Origin of the sequence: Pseudomonas duriflava (assembly GCF_007830155.1) — a bacterium.
GTDB classification, from domain to species: domain Bacteria; phylum Pseudomonadota; class Gammaproteobacteria; order Pseudomonadales; family Pseudomonadaceae; genus Chryseomonas; species Chryseomonas duriflava.
Genome location: NZ_VLKY01000001.1, coordinates 193,662 through 218,902, shown reverse-complemented (window position 1 = coordinate 218,902; position 25,241 = coordinate 193,662). Strand labels below are relative to the sequence as shown.

The 25,241-nt window shown below is 53.5% G+C and carries 22 protein-coding genes; 8 read left to right on the top strand and 14 right to left on the bottom strand.

Annotation, left to right across the window (positions count from 1 at the left end):
- The first annotated feature begins 8 nt into the window (after window positions 1-8).
- Entirely contained in the window at window positions 9-1,073 is a 1,065-nt protein-coding gene (locus IQ22_RS01040; protein ID WP_145136714.1) for an imelysin family protein, read from the top strand.
- 15 nt (window positions 1,074-1,088) lie between these two features.
- A complete protein-coding gene (locus IQ22_RS01035) occupies window positions 1,089-2,168 on the top strand; it encodes a DUF1513 domain-containing protein (protein ID WP_145136711.1) in 1,080 nt (359 codons plus the stop codon).
- 38 nt (window positions 2,169-2,206) lie between these two features.
- Here IQ22_RS01035 and pncB read toward each other — a convergent pair whose 3' ends face one another.
- The 8 genes from pncB to IQ22_RS00990 all read right to left on the bottom strand — a co-directional run bounded on the left by pncB (window position 2,207) and on the right by IQ22_RS00990 (window position 10,834).
- Window positions 2,207-3,406, bottom strand: a complete 1,200-nt coding sequence (gene pncB / locus IQ22_RS01030; RefSeq protein ID WP_145136708.1) for a nicotinate phosphoribosyltransferase — start codon at window positions 3,404-3,406, stop codon at window positions 2,207-2,209.
- Window positions 3,407-3,736: 330 nt separating this feature from the next.
- A complete protein-coding gene (locus IQ22_RS01020) occupies window positions 3,737-4,069 on the bottom strand; it encodes a lipopolysaccharide kinase InaA family protein (RefSeq protein ID WP_145136702.1) in 333 nt (110 codons plus the stop codon).
- A gap of 310 nt (window positions 4,070-4,379) precedes the next feature.
- Window positions 4,380-5,678 carry a sensor histidine kinase gene (locus IQ22_RS01015; RefSeq protein WP_145136699.1) on the bottom strand — a complete coding sequence of 433 codons (1,299 nt, stop codon included), beginning with the start codon at window positions 5,676-5,678 and terminating at the stop codon, window positions 4,380-4,382.
- Window positions 5,668-6,351 (bottom strand): response regulator transcription factor, encoded by a 684-nt coding sequence (locus tag IQ22_RS01010; RefSeq protein WP_145136696.1) that lies wholly within the window; start codon window positions 6,349-6,351, stop codon window positions 5,668-5,670. Before IQ22_RS01010 ends, IQ22_RS01015 begins: the two co-directional genes overlap by 11 nt.
- A 562-nt stretch (window positions 6,352-6,913) precedes the next feature.
- Window positions 6,914-8,554 (bottom strand): chaperonin GroEL, encoded by a 1,641-nt coding sequence (groL, locus tag IQ22_RS01005; protein WP_145136693.1) that lies wholly within the window; start codon window positions 8,552-8,554, stop codon window positions 6,914-6,916.
- 46 nt (window positions 8,555-8,600) lie between these two features.
- Entirely contained in the window at window positions 8,601-8,894 is a 294-nt protein-coding gene (locus IQ22_RS01000; protein ID WP_145136690.1) for a co-chaperone GroES, read from the bottom strand.
- Between the two features lie 228 nt (window positions 8,895-9,122).
- The gene (locus tag IQ22_RS00995; RefSeq protein WP_145136688.1) at window positions 9,123-9,569 is read right to left on the bottom strand and encodes an FxsA family protein; all 447 of its coding nucleotides are present in this window, start codon (window positions 9,567-9,569) and stop codon (window positions 9,123-9,125) included.
- Between the two features lie 251 nt (window positions 9,570-9,820).
- Window positions 9,821-10,834 (bottom strand): DUF481 domain-containing protein, encoded by a 1,014-nt coding sequence (locus IQ22_RS00990; RefSeq protein ID WP_145136687.1) that lies wholly within the window; start codon window positions 10,832-10,834, stop codon window positions 9,821-9,823.
- A 179-nt stretch (window positions 10,835-11,013) separates the two neighbouring features.
- Here IQ22_RS00990 and IQ22_RS00985 point away from each other — a divergent pair, with 179 nt between their 5' ends.
- Window positions 11,014-11,373: an MGMT family protein gene (locus IQ22_RS00985; protein ID WP_145136684.1), complete on the top strand. Its 360-nt coding sequence runs from the start codon at window positions 11,014-11,016 to the stop codon at window positions 11,371-11,373.
- A 30-nt stretch (window positions 11,374-11,403) separates the two neighbouring features.
- Window positions 11,404-13,134 carry an AmpG family muropeptide MFS transporter gene (locus tag IQ22_RS00980; RefSeq protein ID WP_145136681.1) on the top strand — a complete coding sequence of 577 codons (1,731 nt, stop codon included), beginning with the start codon at window positions 11,404-11,406 and terminating at the stop codon, window positions 13,132-13,134.
- Window positions 13,135-13,179: 45 nt separating this feature from the next.
- Here IQ22_RS00980 and IQ22_RS00975 read toward each other — a convergent pair whose 3' ends face one another.
- Window positions 13,180-14,022 carry a mechanosensitive ion channel family protein gene (locus IQ22_RS00975; protein WP_145136678.1) on the bottom strand — a complete coding sequence of 281 codons (843 nt, stop codon included), beginning with the start codon at window positions 14,020-14,022 and terminating at the stop codon, window positions 13,180-13,182.
- A gap of 121 nt (window positions 14,023-14,143) precedes the next feature.
- Entirely contained in the window at window positions 14,144-14,623 is a 480-nt protein-coding gene (locus tag IQ22_RS00970; RefSeq protein WP_145136675.1) for a YajQ family cyclic di-GMP-binding protein, read from the bottom strand.
- 158 nt (window positions 14,624-14,781) lie between these two features.
- Between IQ22_RS00970 and IQ22_RS00965 the strand changes: the two genes are divergently transcribed.
- The 4 genes from IQ22_RS00965 to IQ22_RS00950 are packed head-to-tail and all read left to right on the top strand — an operon-like array spanning window position 14,782 to window position 19,407.
- Window positions 14,782-15,696, top strand: coding sequence for a putative 2-dehydropantoate 2-reductase (locus tag IQ22_RS00965; RefSeq protein WP_145136672.1), 915 nt, complete (start codon window positions 14,782-14,784; stop codon window positions 15,694-15,696).
- Between the two features lie 43 nt (window positions 15,697-15,739).
- Window positions 15,740-17,761: an ATP-binding protein gene (locus IQ22_RS00960; protein ID WP_145136669.1), complete on the top strand. Its 2,022-nt coding sequence runs from the start codon at window positions 15,740-15,742 to the stop codon at window positions 17,759-17,761.
- 13 nt (window positions 17,762-17,774) lie between these two features.
- Window positions 17,775-18,365 (top strand): cob(I)yrinic acid a,c-diamide adenosyltransferase, encoded by a 591-nt coding sequence (locus IQ22_RS00955; RefSeq protein ID WP_145136667.1) that lies wholly within the window; start codon window positions 17,775-17,777, stop codon window positions 18,363-18,365.
- Window positions 18,358-19,407, top strand: a complete 1,050-nt coding sequence (locus tag IQ22_RS00950) for an ion transporter (RefSeq protein ID WP_145136664.1) — start codon at window positions 18,358-18,360, stop codon at window positions 19,405-19,407. The genes IQ22_RS00955 and IQ22_RS00950 overlap by 8 nt, the downstream gene beginning before the upstream one ends.
- 31 nt (window positions 19,408-19,438) lie before the next feature.
- Here IQ22_RS00950 and IQ22_RS00945 read toward each other — a convergent pair whose 3' ends face one another.
- The 4 genes from IQ22_RS00945 to secA all read right to left on the bottom strand — a co-directional run bounded on the left by IQ22_RS00945 (window position 19,439) and on the right by secA (window position 25,161).
- Complete coding sequence (locus IQ22_RS00945) at window positions 19,439-20,386, bottom strand: Nudix family hydrolase (protein ID WP_145136662.1); 948 nt, start codon at window positions 20,384-20,386, stop codon at window positions 19,439-19,441.
- Window positions 20,383-21,021: a glutathione S-transferase family protein gene (locus IQ22_RS00940; RefSeq protein ID WP_145136659.1), complete on the bottom strand. Its 639-nt coding sequence runs from the start codon at window positions 21,019-21,021 to the stop codon at window positions 20,383-20,385. The genes IQ22_RS00945 and IQ22_RS00940 overlap by 4 nt, the downstream gene beginning before the upstream one ends.
- 91 nt (window positions 21,022-21,112) lie before the next feature.
- On the bottom strand, window positions 21,113-22,330 hold the full coding sequence (argJ, locus tag IQ22_RS00935) for a bifunctional glutamate N-acetyltransferase/amino-acid acetyltransferase ArgJ (protein WP_145136655.1): 1,218 nt from the start codon (window positions 22,328-22,330) through the stop codon (window positions 21,113-21,115).
- An 89-nt stretch (window positions 22,331-22,419) separates the two neighbouring features.
- Window positions 22,420-25,161 (bottom strand): preprotein translocase subunit SecA, encoded by a 2,742-nt coding sequence (gene secA / locus IQ22_RS00930; protein WP_145137553.1) that lies wholly within the window; start codon window positions 25,159-25,161, stop codon window positions 22,420-22,422.
- Window positions 25,162-25,241 lie beyond the last annotated feature (80 nt).

Here is a 25,241-nt window from a genome sequence, read left to right as displayed (position 1 = left end):
AGCTAGGGATGTTTCGTCCCCGTTTTCTGTTGACCGGCCTGGCCTTGGTACTGGGCGCCTGCTCCCCGCAGGATCCGCAGGCACAAACTAGTGCGGCATTAGCCGAACAGGTCTTATTACCGGCTTACTCGCGCTGGGCCGATGCTGACCGGGCTTTGTCCAGCAGTGCTATAGCCTTCTGCTCCGGTCAGGAAGACTTGGAAAAAGCACGTGCGGCCTTTTTCACAGCACAAAAAGCCTGGGCTGAACTGCAACCTTTACTGATCGGCCCCCTCGCTGAGAATAATACCGCTTGGCAGGTACAGTTCTACCCAGACAAGAAAAACCTGGTGGCCCGCCAAGTCGAGCAGCTGCTCAAAACCAACTCGCAGATCGACAAGTCCACGTTAGACAAAGCCAGCGTCGTGGTCCAGGGGCTAACCGCCTACGAGTACATCCTGTTCGACAGCAATATCGAACTGGCCAATGCCGAGCAGAAAGCTCGCTATTGCCCCTTATTGATGGCTATCGGCGAACATCAACAAACCCTGGCTCAGACGATTTTGGCCAAGTGGAAGGAAACTGACGGCATGCTGGCTCAGTTATCCAAGTTCCCAAACCAGCGCTACGCAGACGCCCAGGAAGCGATCGCCGACCTGCTACGTGTGCAAGTCACAGCGCTGGATAGCCTGAAGAAGAAGCTGGGTGTACCGCTAGGTCGACAAAGCAAAGGCATTCCCCAGCCCTTCCAAGCTGAAGCCTGGCGCAGCGAATCCTCGCTGCTGAGCATTGCCGCCAGCCTGGCCGGCGCTCAGGCGCTATGGAACGGTGTGGAAGGCAGAGGCCTGCGTACCTTGCTTCCCAGTGAACAAAAGCCTTTGGCCGAACGCATCGATTCCGCGTATGCCGATAGTAAGGCGCGCCTTGATGAGCTTCAGCAACAATCGCTCCAGTACTGGCTGGCCGAGCCCACCGGCATTGCTAAGCTCAACGCTTTCTATGACAGCCTGAACACCGTGCATCGTTTACATGAAAGCGAGCTGGCCAAGGCCTTGGGGATCCAGCTAGGGTTCAATGCCAACGACGGCGACTGATCGCGAGGCCCTGCCATGCCTTTTTCTTCTTTGTTGCACGGTTTACGTCGTCTGGGTCGCTGGACGCTGGGGCCCGGTCAAAATGAGCCACTGCTGCTTTCTGCACGCGATGATGTGGAGGGCCGTCACTATGCGGTCGGCTATCGTCTGGATGGCTCACAAGTCTTCATGACGCCCGTACCTCAGCGGTGCCATGCCATCGTCACACATCCCGTAGAGCCTCTCGCGGTATTTGTAGCACGCCGGCCTGGCACGCAAAGCTATCTGATAGACCTACGTAGCGGACGTCTTGTACAAACATTGGATTCACCCCGCTATCGTCACTTCTATGGGCATGGCGTCTTTCATGGAACAGGCGAGTGGTTTTATGCCACAGAGAACGACACGAGCGACCCAGGTCGTGGGTTATTAAGCTGCTATCGTTTCGATGGTTCGCAGTTAGTGCGCGAAGGCGAACTCAGCACCCATGGTCTGGGCCCGCATGAGGTTGTCTGGATGCCCGACGGGGAAACCTTCGTAATCGCCAATGGCGGTATTCGGACTGAAGCCGAAAGCCGTGTAGAGATGAATCTGGATGCGATGGAGCCCAGTCTGGTTCTGATGCACCGCAATGGCGAGCTGATTTCCAAGGAAATACTGGACCTGCAGATGAACAGTATCCGCCACCTGGCGATTGCCGAAGACGGTACCGTCCTGGCCTGTCAGCAATACATGGGGGGCAGCCTTGACCCGGCAGCTTTGTTGGGTATCAAGCGGCCTGGCCAGGCTTTTGAGGCTTTCCCTGTCGCTGAGGCTCAACGACAGGCAATGGCGCAATACACCGCTAGCGTCGCTGTACACAGTACGCTACGGCTGGTCGCGCTTACAGCGCCACGCGGTAACCGCTTCTTCATCTGGGATTTAGACAGCGGTGGCTTGCGCCTGGACGCGCCCCTACCCGACTGTGCAGGCGTCGGTGCGGTAGAAGATGGTTTCGTCGTTACCTCCGGCCAAGGCCGCTGCCGGCATTATGACTGCCGCCAGGAAAAGATCGCGATGCGTCCGCTCGAGTTACCCGCCGGTCTCTGGGACAACCACTTGTTGCTGCACGCGTGATTAAAACCACTGGCGGGACCCTTTGATCCCGCCGTGCCTTAAGCTGAGACCTGAAAGACGTGCTTGAGATAATGCACGAAGTTCGGATCCTCACTTTGCGTCTTACCAGGCACATCGGAAATTTTGGCAACCGGTTGACCATTGCAGGACGTCATCTTTAGCACAATATTCATCGGCTCTACTCTAGGCAGATCACATGTGAAATTGGTGCCGATTCCAAAGCTCACGTTGATCCTGTCACGCAAAGAACGGTATAGGTTCAGGGCCTTCTCCAGATTCAAGGAGTCGGAAAAAACCAGCGTCTTGGTCAGAGGATCGATGCCTAGGCTTTCATAATGCCGGATAGCTTTTTCAGCCCATCCGATGGGATCGCCCGAGTCATGACGCAAACCATCGAACAGCTTGGCAAAATAAAGATCAAAGTCACGCAGAAACGCGTCCATGGTAACCGTATCGGTCAATGCAATACCCAGCAGCCCCCGGTATTCCCGCACCCAACAATCCAGTGCAGCAATCTGGCTGTCAATGAGCCGCGGTCCCAGTTGCTGATGGGCCATGAACCATTCATGAGCCATTGTGCCCAGTGGCGTGACGCCCAGGCTTAACGCCAGATGTACGTTACTGGTCCCTACGAAGCGGCCGGGGAAATCATCCCGAAGCGCCTTGACGACCATTTCCTGAACCGGAAAGGAGAAACGTCGGCGCGTACCAAAGTCAGCCATCTTGAAGCCGGCCAGCTCAGCAGGACTCGCCTCTTGCTTGAGCCATTCGAACTTGCGGTATAGCTGTTCGCGGGCATTTTCTAAAGACTGATGCGGATAACGATGCCGATTGCGTACTTCACTGATTAACGCAAGGATCGGTACTTCAAAAAGAATAAGGTGCAACCAAGGGCCTCTCAGGCGCAAGCTGAAGGTATCGTTTTCGATACCAATATGCACATACCGAGGGTTGAAGCGGAATAACCGGAGGAAGCGGATGAAGTCAGGCTTGATGAACGGAATACGCTCGAGAAAGTCGAGTTGCTCGTCACTGATGCAAATATCGGCCAGCCGTTCGATCTCGGCCCGAATAGCGGCCTCGTAAGGACGCAAGTCTTCATTATTACGGCACTTGAATGCCCACTCGACTTCCGTATTGGGATAGTTGTGCAGGACAGCCTGCATCATGGTGAGCTTATAGAAGTCCGTATCCAGAAGGCTTTGCACGCTGCACTGGGAAAAAATGCTATCAGCCATAAAATTTGCTCGAATTATTCAAACCTTTCCCGACAGCATGCCCGAGCTTTGACTGAATAAAAACCTTTTCCAGCATGTGCAGCGTATGTCTACGCAGAAAATCTTATTGCGAGGCGCTTGCTGTTCCCTGCGCCAAGCTATAAAGAAACAAAACAAGATTCTGATCGGCTGGTTCGGCTGTCTCTGAGCGTGCGCTAACAGGAGTCTGGCAATAAGGTAAACCTACGTGCCCTGAAACAACGGAAGGAGTAGGTTCCTGCCAAGCGGAATAAGCCACTGTTGTAACACCCAGTGCGCCGAGCAGTAGCAAACCTCTTGTAATTTGTAAGTTCATGGTTGCAACCCTCTGATGAGCTTGCCAAATATCGCTTGATAACCGTAGACCAGACTTTTCCAATCCGCTGTACTGAGCGACGAGTGGCGTCTTAATTGAACAAAGTCACGCTGAACAGCACGGCTAGCGCTAAAAGGGCGTCTTCTCTTCTCTGGATCGAGAAGCGCGATATCGAAGCAAAAAGCTCCCTCGACAACATGTTGTCCTGACAAAAATATGCTTGTCATACAAACATGCATACGCCAATGCGCTGTATGTAGGCCGGCCAGGGTAGCACCAGGTTGTTTCAGAAAAACATCGCGTTTGGTCTGATTACAGCGTACAGCCATATTTGAGGCTGGACTAAGAGAGCAACTGTCAGCCTATCTGCTGACTTATCCGCTCAATGATAGCCCGGTTATGCTTTTCCGCCAGAACAGGCCAGATGGGGTTGCCCGGCCAGCGACGGGCAAGCTGTTTGCCACACTACCGGGAGAGGCGACGCGCTACGCCGTTCTGATATTTTTTAGATACTGCTCGGCTAGCGCAATCATATTTTGAGAAAACGGTAATTCAATCGTAGGCTCATGACAGCAATCCTTATGGGGTAGCGTTACGCTACAAAGTTACCGTCAATCGGAAGTCAAGGCCGTATGAAAATTATGTTATCTCGATCATGGAAGCTGGCTCTGTCAGCTTGATCTGGAACCGGCAACCTTGCGGAACTCGATTGGTAAGTGACACCGTCCATCCTTGTAACTGACAAATACGGTGTACAAGCGATAGCCCCAACCCTAAGCCCTCTCCTCGCTGCCCCTGGCCTCGCACGAAAGGCTGAAAGACGGCCTGATGTTGGTCATCCGGAATACCGCTCCCGGTGTCCTCTACAGAAAAAGTCATGTCGTCCAGTATGAGCCGAATCGTACCGGCCTCTGTGTAGTGCAAAGCGTTACGCAGCAGATTGCTCATCACGGAGCGTAAAAAAGGTGCATTGAAGGTTGCTGTAAGGTCAGCCCGGTCTGGCTGATAGTCCAATCTAAGCCCTTTAGTCTCGATAGGGCCTCTCCATTGACTGACCAGTTCGTCAGCCACTTGGCGCAGCGTATTACGCGGTGCGATGACTTCGACATCTCCCTGGGCACGTGCCAATTGCAAAAAGGTCTGTACCAAATCGCGCATTTCCTCGGCAGCATCCGCCATACGCTGCAGTTGTGCCTTGCCGCGTGTACTTAAGGTAGGGTCCTCGGCTAACAATTCACAGGACGTAGCAATCACCATCAGAGGCGTACGCAGTTCATGGCTGACATCACTGGTAAACAGCTGCTCGCGCGTTAAAGCATTACGTAGCTGGCCCAGGGCATCGTCAAAAGCTGCCGCCAGCTCCCCGACCTCATCGTGGGCATAGTCAGGTGCCAGCGGTGGCGCCATTGACAGCATCTGGTCACGGTGACGAACCTGTCGAGCCAGACGACTTACAGGAGCGATGACCCGTCGGGCCAATAACCAGCCCAACAGACCAGACAAGGCCACACTCAGTAGAAAACCCTTAAACACAATCCGGTACAAGGCCTTCTCACGTCGCTCAAAATCACTCTGGTCCTGCAGCAGAACATAGTGACGGCCATCCTGAATACGAACCCAGGCATAGTAGTACCGATTGTTTTCCTCTACCTCGCTAAAGCCAGGCCTGAGGTTTGCAATATGCGGCGGCAAGGATGCGGACTCACTCTTCGGAACGTAATAAAGACGCATACCCGGATCCAAGTCAGGCTGTCCACCGTCGCGCATATCCCGGCGGAGCATGCGACTGAGCTCACTGCTCATATCCTCTGAAATCAGTTGCTCTTCGACTAGATGCACAACCTCGACGATTCCAAAGGAAAACAACCCGCCAACCACCATGGTCATCAGTACAAAGGCAATGATGATTCGCCGGGAAAGGCTTTGCTTATACTCCATGAATATCCTGCGTCAGACGGTACCCTACGCCATGGACAGTATGTAAAAGAGAGCTCTCGAATGGCTTATCAATCACCTGACGCAACTGGTGTATATGGCTGCGCAAGCTGTCGCTGTCGGGGCAGTCATCACCCCATAATGTTTCTTCGAGTACCTCGCGCCTGATTACATGCGGGCTCTTTTGCATGAGTACGGCAAGCAGTTTAAGACCGATTGGGTTGAGCTTGAGCATTTTACCGCCCCGGCTGACCTCCAGCGTATCTAAGTCGTAGCAGAGATCAGCAACCTGGAGCTGCCGCCGACCGCCACCCCGGGTACGGCGCATAACCGCTTCGACACGGGCTGCCAGCTCCGATAAAGCGAACGGCTTGATCAGATAATCATCTGCACCCGAACGGAATCCTTGCAAGCGATCATCAAGCTGATCGCGAGCCGTCAGCATGATTACCGGCGTGTCACGGCGGGCATCTTCACGCAGCCTCTGACATAACGTGTATCCGTCGATCCCCGGCAACATAACGTCAAGAATCAGTAAGTCGTAATGTTCGGTCGCAGCCAGATGCAGGCCGGACAGCCCGTCCTGAGCGCAATCAACGCTGTAACCCTTGAGGCTAAGGTAGTCCAGCAGATTACTAAGAATGTCACGGTTGTCTTCTACTACCAGAATACGCATTCACAGACCTCATCGACTCTGCTCTTGCAGAGACGCGGTTTGACATTTTTCACTGCCTATTCACCTAGGCATAACGCCGTAGCAGGCTCGTGGCCACACTGCCCTTAAAGTGACCTGGCGACCTTTTCTTGCTTTTTTCTAGGATAACCATGAACGAACCCGTTTCAGCCCTATGCCGACCAATTAATTTTCTCTAGGCCTAGGGCTGACTCTGGCCATCATCATTCTGCTGTTGAGCATCAAGTCCCCTGCCCAATCCTTTCTACGAAGCCGGACAAGGCTTTATAGGCCGACATAATGATTTCCTTGAAATATTTTTCATCATCGCGCCAAACGAATGATCATCTTGGTTGGCGTACTGGCTATCAGGTGGGTTTATCCTGCTAGCCTTTTACTTTCTTTAGGCGACCGTCGTCCGCGTCGCTCGGCAGCTGACTTAGCATTGTCCTCGCATGATCGATATTTATTGAACAAGCCGATGAGGCAAGGAGCCTGTAAAAATGTAATCAAAAAAAAGCCCGGTCATAAAGACCGGGCTTTTAGCTTGGAGCTGAGAGGCTGATTACATCATGCCGCCCATGCCACCCATGCCACCCATGTCAGGCATTGCCGGAGCAGCCTTGTCTTCTGGGATATCAGCAACCATGGCTTCGGTAGTAACCATCAGACCGCCAATAGAAGCAGCAGCCTGTAGTGCACTACGGGTTACCTTGGCCGGGTCAAGGATACCCATCTCGATCATGTCGCCGTATTCGCCGCTAGCAGCGTTGAAGCCGTAGTTGCCCTGGCCAGCCTTGACCTTGTCAACCACTACGCTCGGCTCACCGCCAGCATTGGCTACGATCTGACGCAGGGGCGCTTCGACCGCACGACGCAGCAGAGCGATACCAACGTTCTGGTCTTCGTTATCGCCCTTCAGGCCTTCAATCGCCTGCAAGGAACGAACCAGCGCTACACCACCGCCAGGCACCACACCTTCTTCGACGGCTGCACGAGTCGCATGCAGAGCGTCTTCAACGCGGGCCTTTTTCTCTTTCATTTCAACTTCAGTAGCCGCACCAACCTTGATCACGGCAACACCGCCAGCCAGCTTGGCCAGACGCTCTTGCAGCTTCTCACGGTCGTAGTCGGAAGAAGTTTCTTCGATCTGGGCACGGATCTGCTTGACGCGAGCTTCGATATCAACCTGAACGCCAGCACCGTCGATAACGGTAGTGTTTTCCTTGTTGATTACAACGCGCTTGGCTTGACCCAGGTGCTCCAGCGTAGTGCTTTCCAAGCTCAGGCCGACTTCTTCAGAAATCACGGTACCGCCTGTCAGGATCGCGATGTCCTGCAGCATGGCCTTACGACGATCGCCGAAGCCAGGCGCCTTGACAGCAGCAACCTTGACGATACCACGCATGTTGTTAACAACCAGCGTAGCCAGTGCTTCGCCTTCAACGTCTTCAGCTACGATCAGCAGCGGACGACCAGCTTTCGCAACGGACTCTAGTACCGGCAGCATTTCACGGATGTTGGAGATTTTCTTGTCAACCAGCAGCAGCAGCGGGCTGTCCAGCTCAGCGGACATGGTGTCCGGCTTGTTGATGAAGTAAGGAGACAGGTAACCGCGGTCGAACTGCATGCCTTCTACAACAGACAGTTCGTTTTCCAGGCCCGAGCCTTCTTCAACAGTAATTACGCCTTCTTTGCCAACTTTTTCCATAGCTTCGGCAATGATATTGCCGATGGATTCGTCGGAGTTAGCGGAGATGGTGCCTACCTGAGCAATGGCACGGGAATCGGCGCACGGCTTGGCCAGCTCTTTCAGCTGGGCAACGATGGCGATGGTTGCCTTGTCGATACCGCGCTTCAGATCCATTGGGTTCATGCCAGCGGCAACGGCCTTCAGACCTTCGTTGACGATGGATTGGGCCAGAACGGTAGCGGTAGTAGTACCGTCACCTGCTGCATCGTTGGCCTTGGACGCAACGTCCTTAACCAGTTGAGCGCCCATGTTTTCGAACTTGTCTTTCAGTTCGATTTCTTTTGCAACGGAAACGCCATCTTTGGTGATGGTAGGAGCGCCGAAGCTCTTGTCCAGAACCACGTTACGGCCTTTCGGACCCAGTGTCGCTTTTACCGCGTCAGCCAGAACGTTAACGCCAACCAGCATCTTCTTGCGAGCGGAATCGCCGAATTTGACTTCTTTAGCAGCCATGTTCTTTTTCCTCTAAACGAATTCGGTGGAAACAGGGGATCGGCAATTAGCCTTCCAGTACAGCCAGGATCTCGGATTCAGCCATGATCAGCAGCTCTTCACCATCAACTTTGATGGTATTGCTGCCGGAATAAGGGCCAAACACTACTTTGTCGCCAGCCTTGACAGCCGGAGCACGCACTTCGCCGTTATCCAGAACGCGACCGGTTCCTACCGCAACGACTTCACCGCGATTCGGCTTCTCAGCAGCCGAACCCGGCAGCACGATGCCGCCAGCGGTCTTGGTTTCTTCTTCGCTGCGACGGATCACGACGCGATCATGCAGAGGACGAAGCTTCATAGTCGTATCTCCCAAATATGTAAGCGTTTCCAATCACCGGTGAAAGCCACCGGCAGTTTTGTTTTAACCGGCAATGCCGGGTGCGCCCCGCAAAGCGGAACGCAAAATCAGCCTGCCATTGGCAAGGACCTTGCGGTGTCCGCTACATGAGGTTGTGCAACGTCATTTCAAGGGCAAACCTAGAAATTTTTTTACAATTCGAGCGGCAAATAGCATTTCTAAACATATTTAATCGTCGCGACGCTCGTATTCGCCTTCGATTACCTTGGGCCCCTCCGGACGAGACGAATTGTGTGGCTCAGAACGGAACTGACCTGCTGTACGAATGTTTAATCGACGAACAACGGCTCCTACCAGCAACTTTCGCGTAACCGGCAACAAAATCAGCAAGGCAAAAACATCGCTAATGAAACCAGGGAGAATGAAAAGAATCCCGCTGATACCCAAGGTAAGCCCCTGGGTAATCTCCTTTTCAGGCATTTCGCCCATAGCAAGACGCATACGAGCCCGCCAGATTGTGGCAAAGCCGGCGACCCGCACCATACCGATGCCAACAAAAGTGCTTAGAATCAGTAGGATCAACGTCCAGCCTACACCAACTGCGCTGCCAAGCTTGATCAGAACTGCCAGCTCAAGCAGCGGAAACAAAAGAAACAGGAAAAAGAATACGCGCATTGAAGCTTCCTTCATGGCCTCCTGGGCCAGCTAACAATTCCACCAAGGTGGCGTTGCCGGCGCGCCAATTCAAGCCTGCCGACTTTATATAGTGAATTCGGGCGAAGCGCGCCTCAGCATTATCAAGGCTTTAATGACCTTTAGAGAGATGTTACACGGTGTAGACAAGGCCGTTATAGGCAGTCATGGATACAGGATACGACAAGGGCGCCTCCAGGCGCCCTTGTCAATACAACACAGGCCAGACCTACCTACCAGGTCACACCAAAACCTGCACTGTATTCTGTCTCATTAAGATGTCCTTCGGCGCCACTGACCCACTGTTTAGAAGCCTTGAGGTTGAGCGAGGCCCAGTTGGTAACCTTGTAACGCAACCCTATGTCGCTATCCAGGCTGAAATCGGCCGTATTGTCTAATGGACGGCCGATTTCACCCATTGTGAACAACTCGAAAGTCTTCCCAGAGAAATAACGGTTGTAGTTCCACTTCATCGAAACCGAATAGAAGTTATCCTGAGTACCGTCCTGGTATTTGTAGTCGGCACGGTCCAACAATGCTGTCAGGGAGAAGGCTCCAAGCTCATTGTCCCAGAACTGATAACCTGGACCGGTACCAATCGTACGCTGGCGGGCAATGTCTTCTATCTTGTCGCGGTCATAGGACACGCGGCCCTGCCAGAAAAACTGCTCATTGATAAAGCGATCAAGGGCGTACTCCAAAGACCAGTTGTCGGTCGATACTTCGCCATCGCTCTTCTCCTTGTTGTAGCTACCTTGCCCATTGTGACGCCACATGCCATGACGGGCCTGGGTCTTGAAATCGACATCGTAGTCGTCCGTATCTTCTTCGGCGCGCTTGTAATCCAGCGCAACGTCGACGTTACCCTTCCAAGTGAAATCACGAAGAAATGGCCGTGGTGGGACAATTTGGGTAATGCTGGCCAGTGGCATGGTTTGCTCGCCCTGGCTGTCAGTATCAACGATCACTTCACCCTGACCGGCTGGCTTGAGGCGTTTCACCTCAACATCATCGGCATAATCGCCGCGCCGTACCAAGACGGGATTATCGCTCTGTAACGTGGAAATTTTGCTCCAGTCGAGCGGAATAGAGCCACCATATTCGGTTTGCAACAATAGCTTCTTGCTGTCCAAAAGCTTGATCGTCCCGGTCAAGCGGTCACCGTTCTTCAGCCAGACAGTGTCCGCATGGGCGGCACCGGCAACCAGAGAAGCGGCAGCAACATAGAAAAGTGTTCGTGACAACATAGAAAATGCCGTTGAAGGATGGAAAAGCGGTTGCGAATTATCCGTTGACTCGTCAAGAGCACAAGGGCGTACTTCAAAAAGTACGAAACTTTGAAGCGAGCCGGATATGCGACTTTGCCAGTGAGAAAAATTCCTTTTAACTTGTCTTTCTTTCCTTTTTTGGGGAGCAGATCAAATCCATGACTGACGCGTTTGACGAATCGCCCCAAAGTGAGCAGGGGCCCACTCGTCAGGAAAGGCTTTATTATGTATTAGCTGCGGTTCCTAGCGGCCGGGTCATCAGTTATGGACAGCTTGCAGCTTTAGCCGGGCTAGGCCGTGCAGCGCGCTGGGTGGGCCGTATGCTGTCCCATTTACCGGAAGGAACGAGTCTTCCCTGGCACCGAGTGTTAGCGGCTAACGGCAAAATCAGTCTCCCTGCCGAGTCAGCCTCAGCAATAGAGCAACGGCAACGCCTGATAGTTGAGGGCGTCATTTTTCACAACGGAAAGGTAGACATGCGTCGGTACGGGTGGAATCCTGCAGAGCCTTCCGAGTAGAGTGCTCGTTTTTCGCGATTGACTGGCCTGATGATTAGAAATTTCTGGCGAGAGGCCTTCGTAACTTATAAGTCTCCCGCATGCTTAGCGTTGCTGCTGCTTGGCTTTGCTGCCGGCTTGCCTACTATGCTGGTTTTCTCCACGCTGTCGGTATGGTTACGCGAAGCAGGTGTTTCTCGCGAAACTATCGGCTATGCCAGCTGGATTGGGCTTGCCTATGCTTTCAAATGGGTTTGGTCGCCCATGCTGGACCAATGGCGTTTACCTATTATTGGCACCTTAGGCCGTCGACGTTCCTGGCTGGTCTTTTCGCAGGTTCTGGTAGGTGTAGGCCTGCTGGGCATGGCCTTTTGTAATCCTCAATTTCACTTGAGCGCTTTGATTGCCCTGGCGGTCATGGTTGCTTTCGCCTCGGCCACGCAAGATATCGCCATAGATGCCTATCGACTGGAGATTGCTGAAGATAGTCGCCAAGCGGCACTAGCAGCCTGCTACATGACGGGTTATCGGGTAGCTTCTTTACTGGCGAGTGCAGGCGCATTATTTCTCGCTGACCTGCTAGGCTCAAGCGTACTTTCCTATAGCCAGTCCGCTTGGGCGACAACTTATATGTTGTTTGCCCTACTAGTACTGCCTGGCCTGCTAACCAGCCTACTGATCAGTGAACCACCTTTAGCGGCCCCTATGGGACTGGCAGATTCCCGGTTCGGCTTTAACCATCAGTTACTGTCTGTAGCCCTCGTGCTCGTGATGCTTATTTCAGTCCCGGCGATGATTAATGCTTTGATCGATCGGGCCTGGCCACGTGCCTTACTGTATGCACTCTTCATTATCGGCTGCCTCTCCCCTTGGGGGCGACGGATCTACGCGCCCATTCGCGATCTCTTCGAGCAGATCCGGCATCCTTTTGCCTTGCAGGCTGCTGCCAGCAAAGTTGATGAAGTACCCCGCTTCGACTTTGCCCACCAAGCGGTGTCGGTTATTGTTCTTATTATTTTATGTATTGCCGTGACGGGCGGCTGCCAGTCGTTCTATGGAGGTTACTGGCCTCGCGGCCTGATGTATCTGCTCATTGCATTGCTTTGCCTGTCGACGCCAGGGCGTCGACTTATGGGGCCAGTGCTGACGCCGGTCAGTGAATTTGTACAACGCTACCGTTGGCAAGCCCTAATGCTGCTCGGCCTGATTTCGACATACCGTCTCTCGGATACGGTAATGGGCGTCATGGCTGGCGTTTTCTATATCGACATCGGCTACAGCAAGGATGTCATTGCCAGTGTCAGCAAGATTTTTGGCGTAATCATGACTCTGTTGGGCGCTGCGGCAGGTGGCATACTGACGGCCCGGATCCGCATCCTACCCATTCTCTTAATTGGTGGAATAGCCTCAGCTCTGACTAACTTGCTGTTCGCCCTGATTGCCATGACGGGTGCCAGTCTTCCGCTTCTTGTAATTACCATCTGCTTCGATAACTTCAGCGCTGGCTTAGCCTCGTCGGCCTTTATCGCCTATCTGTCCAGCCTGACCAACCTGCGTTTTTCGGCTACTCAATACGCTCTACTAAGCTCGCTCATGCTGCTGTTACCACGGCTACTAGGAGGTTACTCAGGTACGTTGGTCGAACAGGTTGGCTACGTGTCGTTCTTTACGATTACCGCCCTGTTGGGAATTCCAACGCTGTTACTCATCATGATTATGTGGATACGGCAGGCCAGAGAGCCTGCGCCTGAAGCAGTGCATGGTGAGCCCAGAACGTCTTAAAAAAAGCCCACCTTAAAGGTGGGCTTTTTTGTTCATCTACGAGATTCAGGACGTTTTTGCGTCCGAAACCATATGCAGGACACGCTGCGGGAAGGGAATTCCAATACCTACTTCGTCCAGACGGTCACGCACTTGTTCGTTGAGCATGAAGGTCAGCGGCCAGTAATCGGCACTGTTAGTCCAGAAGCGCAGAGACAAAGTAATGGCGCTGTCTCCCAGTTTGGCCACTACAACCTCTGGAGCAGGATCGCGGTGTACGCGTTCGTCCTCGGCCAGCTTGAGCAACACCTCGCGGCCTTTCTGCAGATCAGCGTCATAATCGATACCTATGTCATAGATGACCTTGCGCTTGGCCTGCCGTGAATAGTTAGTAATCACTCCATTGGATAAAATGCCATTGGGAATAGTGACTGTCTTGTTATCACCAGTAAGCAGGATGGTATGAAAGATCTGCACCGAATCCACGGTACCCAGAATGCCTTGGGTTTCGATGAACTCACCTACCCGATAAGGCCGGAAGATCAGGATCAATACACCACCAGCAAAGTTGGCCAGACTTCCCTGTAACGCCAGGCCTACAGCCAAGCCAGCAGCCCCGATGACCGCTATAAACGATGTTGTTGCGATGCCGATCATCGAAGCGACACTGACGACCAGAAGAATCTTTAAAGCAATATTTGCCAAACTGCCAACAAAGCCCAGTAGTTCCACATCCACGTGCCGGCTTTTGAGCAGATGCGTCATGTTAGTAGTGACCTTGTTGACCAGCCACCAGCCGACCCAGAGGGTTATGAGTGCCAGTGTCAGCTTACCGGCGTATTGCAGGATGACCGGCAACCAAGCCTCGGAAGAGGCGAGCAACCGGTCGAACTGCACACTTAGATCCATCGTTGGATACTCCTTATGTCAATGGAAATGCCCGGCCCATAGCCGTTGGCCATGCTAAGTGCGACGTACCGGTGCATCGAAGGTTCCGTCAGGAGCTCTCTTGGCTCCTGACAGAGCCGGATCAATCTCGAAAATTATTGAACTGCAGCGGCATACCGAGCTCCTGTCCTCGCAGCATCGCAATGGTTTCCTGAAGCTCATCGCGTTTCTTGCCTGTTACACGGACCTGCTCGCCTTGAATAGCCGCCTGAACCTTGATCTTGCTTTCCTTGATCAGCGCGACAATCTTTTTCGCAAGCTCCTTGTCGATGCCCTCACGCAGCATGACCTCTTGCTTGACAGCCTTGCCGGAAGCATAGGCGTCCTTGATCTCAAGGCACTGCACATCAATCTTGCGCTTGGCCAGATTCATCTTGAGGATTTCAAGCATCTGCTCAAGCTGGAAATCCGCCTCGGCCGTCAACGTGACGGTTAGTTCCTTAAATTCAAAAGAGCCCTTTCCACGCAGGTCATACCGGCGATCCAGCTCCTTTACGGCATTCTCCACCGCATTGGTGACTTCGTGCTTATCCAGTTCGGACACCACATCAAACGAAGGCATGTCATATCTCCATGTAGGTCGAACGCAGTTATGTCGTTCGGCTTGACGATCGAAAAGGGGGCGGCATTATAACGACTACTCTCAAAGACCCGGAATTCCGTCATGCCACGACTTCAGCAACAATCACGTCCCCTACCTTATCGATCAGGCACGTTACGATGAGCTGGCATATTCTGGGCGCGGGGAGCCTAGGTGGATTATGGGGCGCCCGCCTATTTCGTGCGGGAATACCAGTCAGGCTGATTTTTAGGGATCGCGTACGGCTTGCGCAGTATCGCCAAGTAGGAGGACTGCGACTACGCGAAGGTGACGATACCAGCCTGTATCCCCTTGCGGCTGAGACTGCGCAGGATGCCGTACCTATTCGTCGCCTTCTGTTGGCTTGCAAAGCCTATGATGCGGAAGAAGCCATCGCCAGCATCGCGCCGCGTCTGGCATCGGGGGCAGACGTTATTCTTTTGCAGAACGGCATGGGCAGTCAGGACGCTGTCAGCGCCCGGATTCCTCGTGCCCGTACAATATTGGCAAGTAGCACTGAAGGCGCTTTTCGGGACGATACATTCAGTGTGGTCCATGCTGGCCAAGGGCACACTTGGTTAGGTGATCCTACCCATCCCGGCGAGCCACCCGCCTGGCTAAACGAGTTGAGCGAAGCAGGCATACCGGCTCAATGGACAGACGATATTCTAGGTCAGCTCTGGCGTAAGCTGGCTATCAATTGCGCCATTAATCCTCTGACCGTGTTATACGATTGCCGCAACGGCGAGCTTAATGCACATACGGCCGAGATTCAGTCGGTGTGCGAAGAGCTCTGTGAATTGCTTAGGCATACCGGTCAGACCGAAAAGGCATCAGGCCTCTATGAGGCTGTTCTAGCCATTATTGATGCCACTGCTGCTAATACATCGTCCATGCTACAAGACGTGCGTAGCGGTCGTCGGACTGAAATCCGCTTTTTACTTGGTCATGCCCTGGAAGAAGCCCATCGGCACTCGCTAAAGCTGGCGCGCCTTGAAAGCCTCCATATCCGCTTGAGCGAGCAACTGGCGACACGCGGATTGCCCATAGATTAAGGGCAGGCTACCCTTCCCCTCTAACCTTGCGGCACATCGAACCATGTCCCTGCGCGAGCGATTGAAGAATCTTCCTGTCGGCCAGAAGTTATTGGCTGCCCTGCTGGTCTTGCTAAGTGCAGTCCTGCTAGTTGCCAATATTACTTTCATTTCGGCGGCTTACTGGATCTCCCAGGAAAGCATGACGCCGCAAGCCCTGCAAACCGTCGGTCGCCTTTTGGCTACGCCTAGTTTAAGTGAGGAAGCTTTACGTTCGAAGGAAAACGCCGAAGCCTTGCTCCAGCGCCTGGATAACTATAGCCCGCTACGTCTTGCAGCCATCTACAATGGCGACGGGCGCCTGCTAGCAGAAGTACAAAACGGCGATGTACTTCAATTGCCTACCCGCTACTCCGACTTGGAAAAATGGCGTTTACGTGAGTTTCGTACAAATGTACTGATCGAACTTCCGCAGCCTCAAGGACAATCTGGCCATCTTCTCTTAGTCGCTAGTAGCGAGCTACCGGGGGCTTTTTATACCGGCACTCTGACGGCCAGTCTCGCCATTCTCGTCTTTAGCCTGCTGTTATGGTTCGTTGTCGCCCAGCAAATTCGCAAGCTGGTCACAAACCCCATTCTGCAACTGGAGGAGCTTTCCCGTCAGGTTACTCGCGAGGAAAACTATGCTCTCCGGGCTGGCAAGGGCAGCGAAGACGAAATTGGTCGTCTAGCCGATGCCTTTAATACCATGCTCACCCGAATCGAGGGTCGTGAGCAACAACTCAAGCGCGCCCGCGATGACGCTCAGTCTGCCGTTTTACAAGCCCAGAGTTTGGCCGAAGAAACCCGCCGCTCCAATCGCAAACTGGAGCTGGAAGTTCAGGTCCGCGGCAAGATCGAAAAGAAACTTACCGGCTTTCAGAATTACCTCAACAGCATCATCGACTCCATGCCATCTGCCCTAATTGCAGTGGATGAGCAGTTTTATGTCACCCAATGGAACCAGGAAGCTACCAACCTTTCCGGAACTAATCTGGACGAAGCACTGAACCAGCCTATTTTTCTCGCCTTTCCCTCGATAAAGCCCTTTCTGCCTCAATTAAGCCGCGCCGCCGAGCATATGCGAGTTGAAAAGGTCGAACGCGTTACCTGGGCCCTGATCGATACGCCCCGGCATTACACGCTGACGTTCTACCCACTTATGGGTGGAGCCGGTCGTGGCGTCGTGATTCGTATCGATGACATTACTCAGCGTCTCACTATGGAAGAGCTGATGGTTCAATCAGAAAAAATGCTCTCCGTCGGCGGACTTGCTGCTGGTATGGCCCATGAAATCAATAACCCCTTGGGCGCCATCCTGCATAACGTGCAGAACATTCGTAGGCGGCTATCACCTGATCTGCAGAAAAATCTTGATCAGGCCGCTGAATGCAATGTCGAGCTGGACGTAATCAACTGCTACCTTGAAGGGCGTGAAATTCCGCGGCTGCTGGATGGCATTCACCAAGCCGGCAGCCGTGCCGCCAAGATTGTCAGCCACATGCTGGCCTTCAGTCGTCGCAGCAATCGCAAGATGGAAGCCTGCGAATTGCCTCCGCTAATTGATCAGGCGATTGAAATTGCCGGAACCGATTTTGATTTAGCCGAAGGTTTCGACTTTCGTGCATTGCACATCGAGCGGGAGTTTGACCCCGACCTTGGGCCGGTTCCGGTCATTGCCAATGAACTCGAACAGGTCTTGTTGAATCTGTTGAAGAACGCCGCACAAGCGATCCATCAGCGAGGCGATGAGGAAGAAGGCGAAATGGGTCATATTGTTCTCCGGACTCGGCGTCAGGGGAAATGGGCAGAAATTCAGGTGGAAGATAACGGTGTCGGTATTCCTGAGCACATATGCAAACGGATTTTCGAGCCGTTTTTCACCACAAAAGAAGTTGGCCAGGGCACTGGACTGGGGCTGTCCGTGTCCTATTTCATCATTACCAACAACCATAAGGGCCAGATGGAAGTGCAATCTACGCCGGGCGAAGGAACATGTTTCACTTTGCGTTTGCCCTTGATCCAGACGGAAGCCACCTCTACCTGAAAGGAGCATTTTCATGGGCTATCGCCTGTCGAAGATCTATACCCGCACCGGCGATACTGGCCAAACCGGTCTGGCTGATGGCAGCCGAGTCGACAAGGATCATCCTCGTATCGAAGCCATTGGCGATGTGGACGAACTTAACAGTCAGCTTGGTCTTCTCTTAGCCGAACTGGCCCAGCAGTCCGTTCAGCACTTAAGTCTAAAAGAAGTCATTACCGTTCTTGCGCCTTGCCAGCACCGCCTGTTTGACTTGGGTGGTGAGTTGGCTATGCCAGACTATCGAGCCCTGACGACGCATGAGGTGGAAAGCCTGGAGCAGATCATCGATATCTGGAACGAAGAGTTGGGGCCACTGGAAAACTTCATTTTGCCCGGCGGCTCGCACGCCGTAGCCTTGGCGCATGTCTGCCGCAGCCAGGCCCGCCGGGCCGAACGGCGTTGCCAGACCCTTAATCGCCATGAGCCCTTATTAGGGTTAGGCCTCGCCTACCTGAATCGTCTGTCCGACCTGCTGTTTGTAGCTGCACGCCTGATCGGGCGTCGTCAAGGGCTGGCAGAAATTCTTTGGCAACCTGCGGCTCATCAGGAAGCCTCTCGTGACTGAGCCGGTCCAAACGACCCGTCGCCGGGAAGGGCTTCATGCCGTCTGGGACAGTCTTATCATTATCCTGGTCTGCGCCAATCTGGGACTACTTCTTTTCGACAGCCTGTTCTCGATCGGCCCGATCAATCGCGCCTTCGAGGCGGCCGTCCCGTCTATGCATCATGCCTATGCCGAGGCCATCCATGCTCACTTTCAGCTGATCGATTTAGCCTTTGTAGCCTTTTTTCTGCTAGACGTCCTGATCGGCTGGAGCCTTGCTGTTGCCGAACGCTGTCACGCCAAATGGTGGTATTACCCTTTCGTGCATTGGTATGACGTCCTAGGCTGCATCCCCTTGAGCGGTTTCCGCTTACTCCGTGCGCTCCGTCTCATCACGTTACTGGTTCGTCTGCAGCGCCTGGGCTTGATCAATATCCGTCACTGGCGCCTTTATGGCTTCCTCAACCATTACTACCAAAGGCTGATGGAGGACATATCTGATCGTGTAATGATCAAAATCTTTGCTGAGTTGCAGGATGAACTACGTACTCAGAGTGATTTTTCCAGTGGCGTTATCGATGATGTTATCCGACCACGCAAGCAGCAGTTAGTCGATGCTACAGCCAAGCGTGTGCAACGCATGCTGGATGAAAGCTATACACAAAACCGTGTGACACTGGAGCGTTATGTAAGTGAGCTGATCAGCAATGCGGTCGCTAAAAATGAGGATATCAAGGCGCTCAAGCGTCTTCCGATGGGTGATCGGCTAGCCCGCTCTCTTGACAATACCTTGAGTGATATCGTCAATCGTCTGATTCATGAGGCCGTTATCGGTATGCGTTCACGTGACTTTCGCGCTCTGGCAAGCCGGATTGCAGACCGCAGCTTTGATGAAAGCCTGCCTCAGGACTCGACGGATCTCGATCAGGTACTGGTCGAGATCCTTGAAGTTTTCAAGCAAAAAGTATTGGCTCGGCGTGCCGCAGAACTAGGTGATCTTTTGATCCCTGCCCCTCTGCTCGAACCTGCCTCGCCGCCATCAAAAGCTCGCAGAGAGAACTGATCACGCTTGGAACATAAGTGTTCCTGCTGTCTCAGGAAATTGTCGGCCAGAAGGCCCGAATCCCTGCAACACCTTGGGCGCCTGCATCCCAGGCACTCGTCTGATCCTCTGGCCCCACACCACCAAGCAGATAGACCGGATGGTTGAAGTTTCTGATAAGCGCCTCGGCCATATCCCAACCCAGTACAGGCGCACCGGGATGAGACTCGGTAGGCTGAACGGGTGACAATGTCACGAAATCAACTCCCATCTGCGCAGCCAGTGCCAGCTCCTCAGCATTATGACATGATGCCGCCAACCAACGGTCCGGTGGGAAAGGTCTTCCATTAGCCGCATAACGCCGTAACTGCTGACTGGTCAGGTGCCAGCCGGCTGCAGGAAAATCACCTAGCCACTCGAGTGGCCCCTTCAACATTAACTGGGCCCGCCCTGCACACAAGCCCTGCACGTCCACGGCCAGATCACGGTACTGAGGGTCGAACGATGGCGGCGTTCTTAGCTGAACGAGCGCGATACCGGCATCCAGAGCGCGTTGCAAACCATGAAGCAGCTCCTTTACTGTCAAATCACCCGGAGTAATGAGATAGGAACCAGGTAGGCGTGCTGCCTTTACAATTGGAGTATTAGCCGCTGGAAATTCATAATCCGGCAATTGCTTCGGCACGATCCACTCTAGGGGCTGACCCTCCAGACCACAGGCCTCGCCCGAAAAGGAAGTAACCTCCCATACATCGAGCAGAACAGCCTTGTCCGGATAATCATGACGAACCTGAATCAAGGGCCGACTGCTTTCCACCTGGATACCCAGCTCCTCGCGAAGCTCACGTGCCAATGCTATAGGCACGGGCTCACCTGCTTCTACTTTTCCACCCGGGAACTCCCACAGCCCGCCTTGATGCTGATCCTGAGCACGCTTGGCGATAAGTACGCGGCCGCATGCATCTCGAATGACTGCCGCAACGACGTGAATTCGATTCATCCAATTACCTCTTTCTCTGCCAGTGCATCGTCATACCAACGCCGAAACATTGGCCACTGATAGATAGTTTCCACATACGCCTCCGCCTCAGGCGGAAGCGATACGGCATAACTGCGCAGACGGCTGGCTACTGGTGCATAAAACGCGTCTGCAATACTGGGCCGGCCAAACAGGTAAGGGCCTTCGGCACCAAAACGCTCCCGACACTCAGCCCACAGGGCACAAATACGCCGAATATCGTTTTCCGCCTCTGGTGGAAGAGCTGCCAACCCCTGACGACGCTTCATATCCATGGGTAGATGATTGCGTAGCCCCATAAATCCACTATGCATTTCAGCACATAATGCACGAGCAAAAGCGCGAGCCCGGGTATCGGTGGGCCACAAATGAGCCTCCGGGAACTGTTCGGCCATGTACTCAGCAATAGCCAGAGAGTCCCAGATAACACCATGTTCGGTTTTCAGGACCGGCACTTTGCCGGTCGGCGAATGCAGCTTCAAGCGGGCACGGCTATCCGGCGTGTACAAGGGGATACGCAGATCATCGTACCGTGCGCCTGATAACTCCATCACGAGCCAGGCACGTAAAGACCAGGAAGAATAATTCTTGTTACCAACTACCAGGGTCAGAGACACGCGCCTCTCCTTTTTATCTCAATAGCATCATAGGAGCACAGGAGCGACGCGTGTTGCAGCGTCTCCTCGCTTTAATAGGGGCAACTCGTGATCAGGTACGGTATTCCGCATTGATCTTCACATACTCATGAGATAGATCCGTCGTCCAGATCGTCTCGCTGCATTGACCGCGTCCCAACTCGATACGAATACCGATTTCCTCTCGCGCCATCACTTCTGCGCCTTGCGCCTCCGTATAGGTAGCGGAACGCCCACCCCGGCTGGCAATACAAACCTCGCCCAGGAATACATCGATAAGACTAACGTCCAGATCCGGTACACCGGCACGTCCTACGGCTGCCAGAATTCGTCCCCAGTTAGGGTCGGAGGCGAACAGCGCTGTCTTGATCAAAGGTGAGTGCGCAACTGCATAAGCTACATCCAGGCACTCTTGTTGAGTAGCGCCACCATTGACCTGCACCGTTACAAATTTAGTCGCGCCCTCACCATCACGAACGATAGCCTGGGCCAGCTCCATGAACACTTCGAATACCGCGGTTTTCAATGCCGTAAATAATGTGCCTTCGGCTTCGGTGATTTCTGGAAGGTTGGCCTTACCCGTAGCAATTAGCATGCAGCAATCGTTGGTAGAGGTATCCCCATCGATCGTAATCCGGTTGAAGGATTTATTGGCAGCATCGCGTAACAGATCTTGGAGCACTGGGCGAGCCACCTTGGCATCAGTCGCTACGTAACCCAACATAGTGGCCATATTCGGCCGAATCATGCCTGCTCCCTTGCTAATACCCGTTACAGTCACCGTCACGCCATCGTGCTGGAACTGGCGACTTGCCCCCTTGGGTAGCGTATCGGTAGTCATGATACCGGCCGCAGCCTGGGCCCAGTTATGCTCACTCAAATCAGCCAAGGCGGCTGGCAAAGCAGCCTCGATCTTTTCAACCGGAAGTGGCTCGCCAATGACGCCAGTAGAAAAAGGCAACACAGATGTCTCGTCAACACTGGCCAATTGCGCCAGCGTTGCACAGGTACGCAAAGCAGCAGCCAGGCCCGGCTCACCCGTTCCGGCATTAGCATTACCGGTATTGGTCAGCAAATAGCGAACCTCGCCAGAAAAGCGTTTACGCGCCACAATTACAGGCGCGGCACAGAACGCGTTGGTCGTGAACACTCCCGCCACGCTTGATCCTTCAGCGCAGCGCATAATCACGACATCCTTGCGGCCTGGTCGCTTGATACCAGCCGATGCGATACCCAGCTCGAAACCTGGAACGGGATGAAGCGTAGATAAAGGGCCTAGACCAACAGCCATGTAAATTCTCCTGTCGCTATCAATGAAACGCCGCGAGCGGCAGGGCCGGTCGCGGCGAAATGATCAAGACGCCTGGTACTCAGACCATATCAGTCAAGCTTGCCATGGCAATGCTTATATTTTTTACCCGATCCACAAGGACACGGCTCATTGCGGCCGATCTTCTGGTCGTTACGTACTGGCTCAAGCGGGGCAATAGTCGCCTCGCCCTCTTCCGGCTCCTGAACCTCAGGCTGGGAAATGGCAGGCGCCTCGGCATGCTGATACTGCATACGTTTGGCCATCTCCTCGGCCTCCCGACGCATACGCGCCTCTTCCTCAACCGGATCCTCACGGCGAACCTGAACGTGGGACAACACCCGAATAGTGTCGCGCTTGATGTTTTCAAGCAGCTCTTGGAATAGGTTGAACGACTCGCGCTTGTACTCCTGCTTCGGGTTTTTCTGTGCATATCCTCGTAGATGAATACCATGGCGCAAATGATCCATCGTTGTCAGATGGTCTTTCCACAAATCGTCCAAGACTCGCAGTAACATTTGCTTCTCGAAGCTTCTCAGCGCTTCGGCACCAGCCATGTCTTCCTTTTCATGGTAGGCCGCGACCAACGCTGCATGAATCTTCTCGCGTAAGGTATCTTCGTAAAGCTTGTCGTCTTCATCCAGCCACTGCTGGATCGGCAGTCTAAGCCCGAAATCATTGTAGATGGCATCCTCCAGCCCAGGCACATCCCACTGCTCAGGCAGCGATTGCGGCGGAATATGAGCATCTACAGACTGCTTGAGGGCATCCCGACGGAACTCGTCAATGGTCTCGCCAATATCCTGTGATGCCAGAAGCGTATTGCGCATGTGATAGATCACCTTACGCTGCTCGTTGGCAACATCATCATATTCAAGCAATTGCTTACGAATATCGAAGTTACGGCCCTCTACCTTGCGCTGCGCCTTTTCGATGGCATTGGTCACCATACGATGTTCAATCGCTTCGCCCGCTTCCATACCTAGGGCTTTCATGAAGTTTTTCACGCGATCAGAGGCAAAGATACGCATCAGATTATCTTCAAGAGATAAGTAGAAGCGGCTGGAACCCGGATCACCTTGACGACCTGCACGGCCACGCAGCTGGTTGTCGATACGGCGGGATTCATGCCGTTCGGATGCAATCACATGCAATCCGCCTGACTCGATGACCTGCTGATGCCGCTTCTGCCACTCGGCCTTGATCTGGGCAATCTGCTCTTCCGTAGGTGAATCGAGGGCAGCCACTTCCGCTTCCCAGTTACCACCGAGCAGAATATCGGTTCCTCGGCCCGCCATATTGGTAGCAATGGTGACCGCACCGGGCCGGCCAGCCTGAGCAATAATTTCGGCTTCCTTGTCGTGGTACTTGGCGTTCAAGACCTTGTGCTCGATCCCCTCCTTCTGCAAGAGGTGCGAGAGATACTCGGAGCTTTCGATAGAAGCCGTACCTACCAGAACAGGACGCCCTTGCTCCTTGCACTGCTTTATATCGGCAATGATGGCAGCGTACTTCTCTTCCTGGGTCAGATACACCAGGTCGTTGAAATCCTTACGCGCCAAAGGACGGTGCGTAGGAATGACAATGACATCCAAACCGTAGATCTGACGAAACTCGAAGGCTTCGGTATCTGCGGTACCGGTCATACCGGCCAGCTTTTTATACAGACGGAAGTAATTCTGGAAGGTTGTTGAGGCCAGGGTCTGGCTTTCAGCCTGGATCGGCAGCCCTTCTTTCGCCTCGATGGCTTGGTGCAGCCCCTCGGACAGGCGGCGCCCCGGCATGGTCCGTCCCGTATGCTCGTCAATCAGCAAGACCTGATTATTCTGGACGATATACTCGACGTCACGATGGAATAACTTATGGGCCCGCAAGGCAGCGTAGACGTGGGTTAGCAAAGCAAGGTTGTGGGCCGAATAAAGACTTTCTCCCTCAGCCAGCAGGCCTGCTTGAGACAGTAAATCCTCAACGAACTGATGACCCAACTCAGTCAGTTCGACCTGACGAGTTTTTTCATCAATAGTGTAATGCCCTTCACTTCCTTCCTTCCCTTCTTCAGCTTCAATCTGCTGTTGCAGACGGGGAATGAGGGTATTGATCTGTATGTAGAGCTGTGAGCTGTCTTCCGCCTGCCCTGAGATGATCAGCGGTGTACGTGCCTCGTCAATAAGGATCGAGTCTACCTCGTCGACAACTGCAAAATTTAGCTCACGCTGATATTTCTCTTCGAGACTGAACGCCATGTTATCGCGCAGGTAATCGAAGCCGAACTCATTGTTTGTGCCGTAGGTAATATCAGCCGCATAGGCAGCGCGCTTTTCCTCTGGCGGCTGAAACGGCATGACGATCCCTACTGTAAGCCCTAAGAACTCATACAGCGGACGCATCCAGTTAGCATCACGACGAGCCAGATAGTCGTTAACCGTTACGACATGCACACCCTTGCCTGACAAGGCGTTTAGGTAGACCGGCAGGGTTCCCACCAGGGTCTTACCCTCACCAGTACGCATTTCGGCAATCTTGCCTTCGTGCAGTGTCATCCCACCAATCAGCTGAACATCGAAGTGACGCATGCCCATGACCCGCTTGCCAGCCTCTCGCGCTACTGCAAAGGCTTCAGGCAAAAGGCTATCCAATGTTTCGCCCTTGGCTACACGATCTTTGAACTCTTGCGTTTTCCCCCTCAGTTGCTCATCGGACAACCCAATCATTTGTTGTTCAAGCACATTGACGGCCTGCACGGCCTTGGCCATACGCTTTACTTCGCGGTCATTCTTGCTTCCAAAGAACTTTTTCAACAAAGGCGCAAACATATCGACTTGGGTCTTCCACTCGGAGAAATGGGGGGGCGGCGGATCGGTACCTTCGCCCGCGCCGTCAAAAGACAATAGGG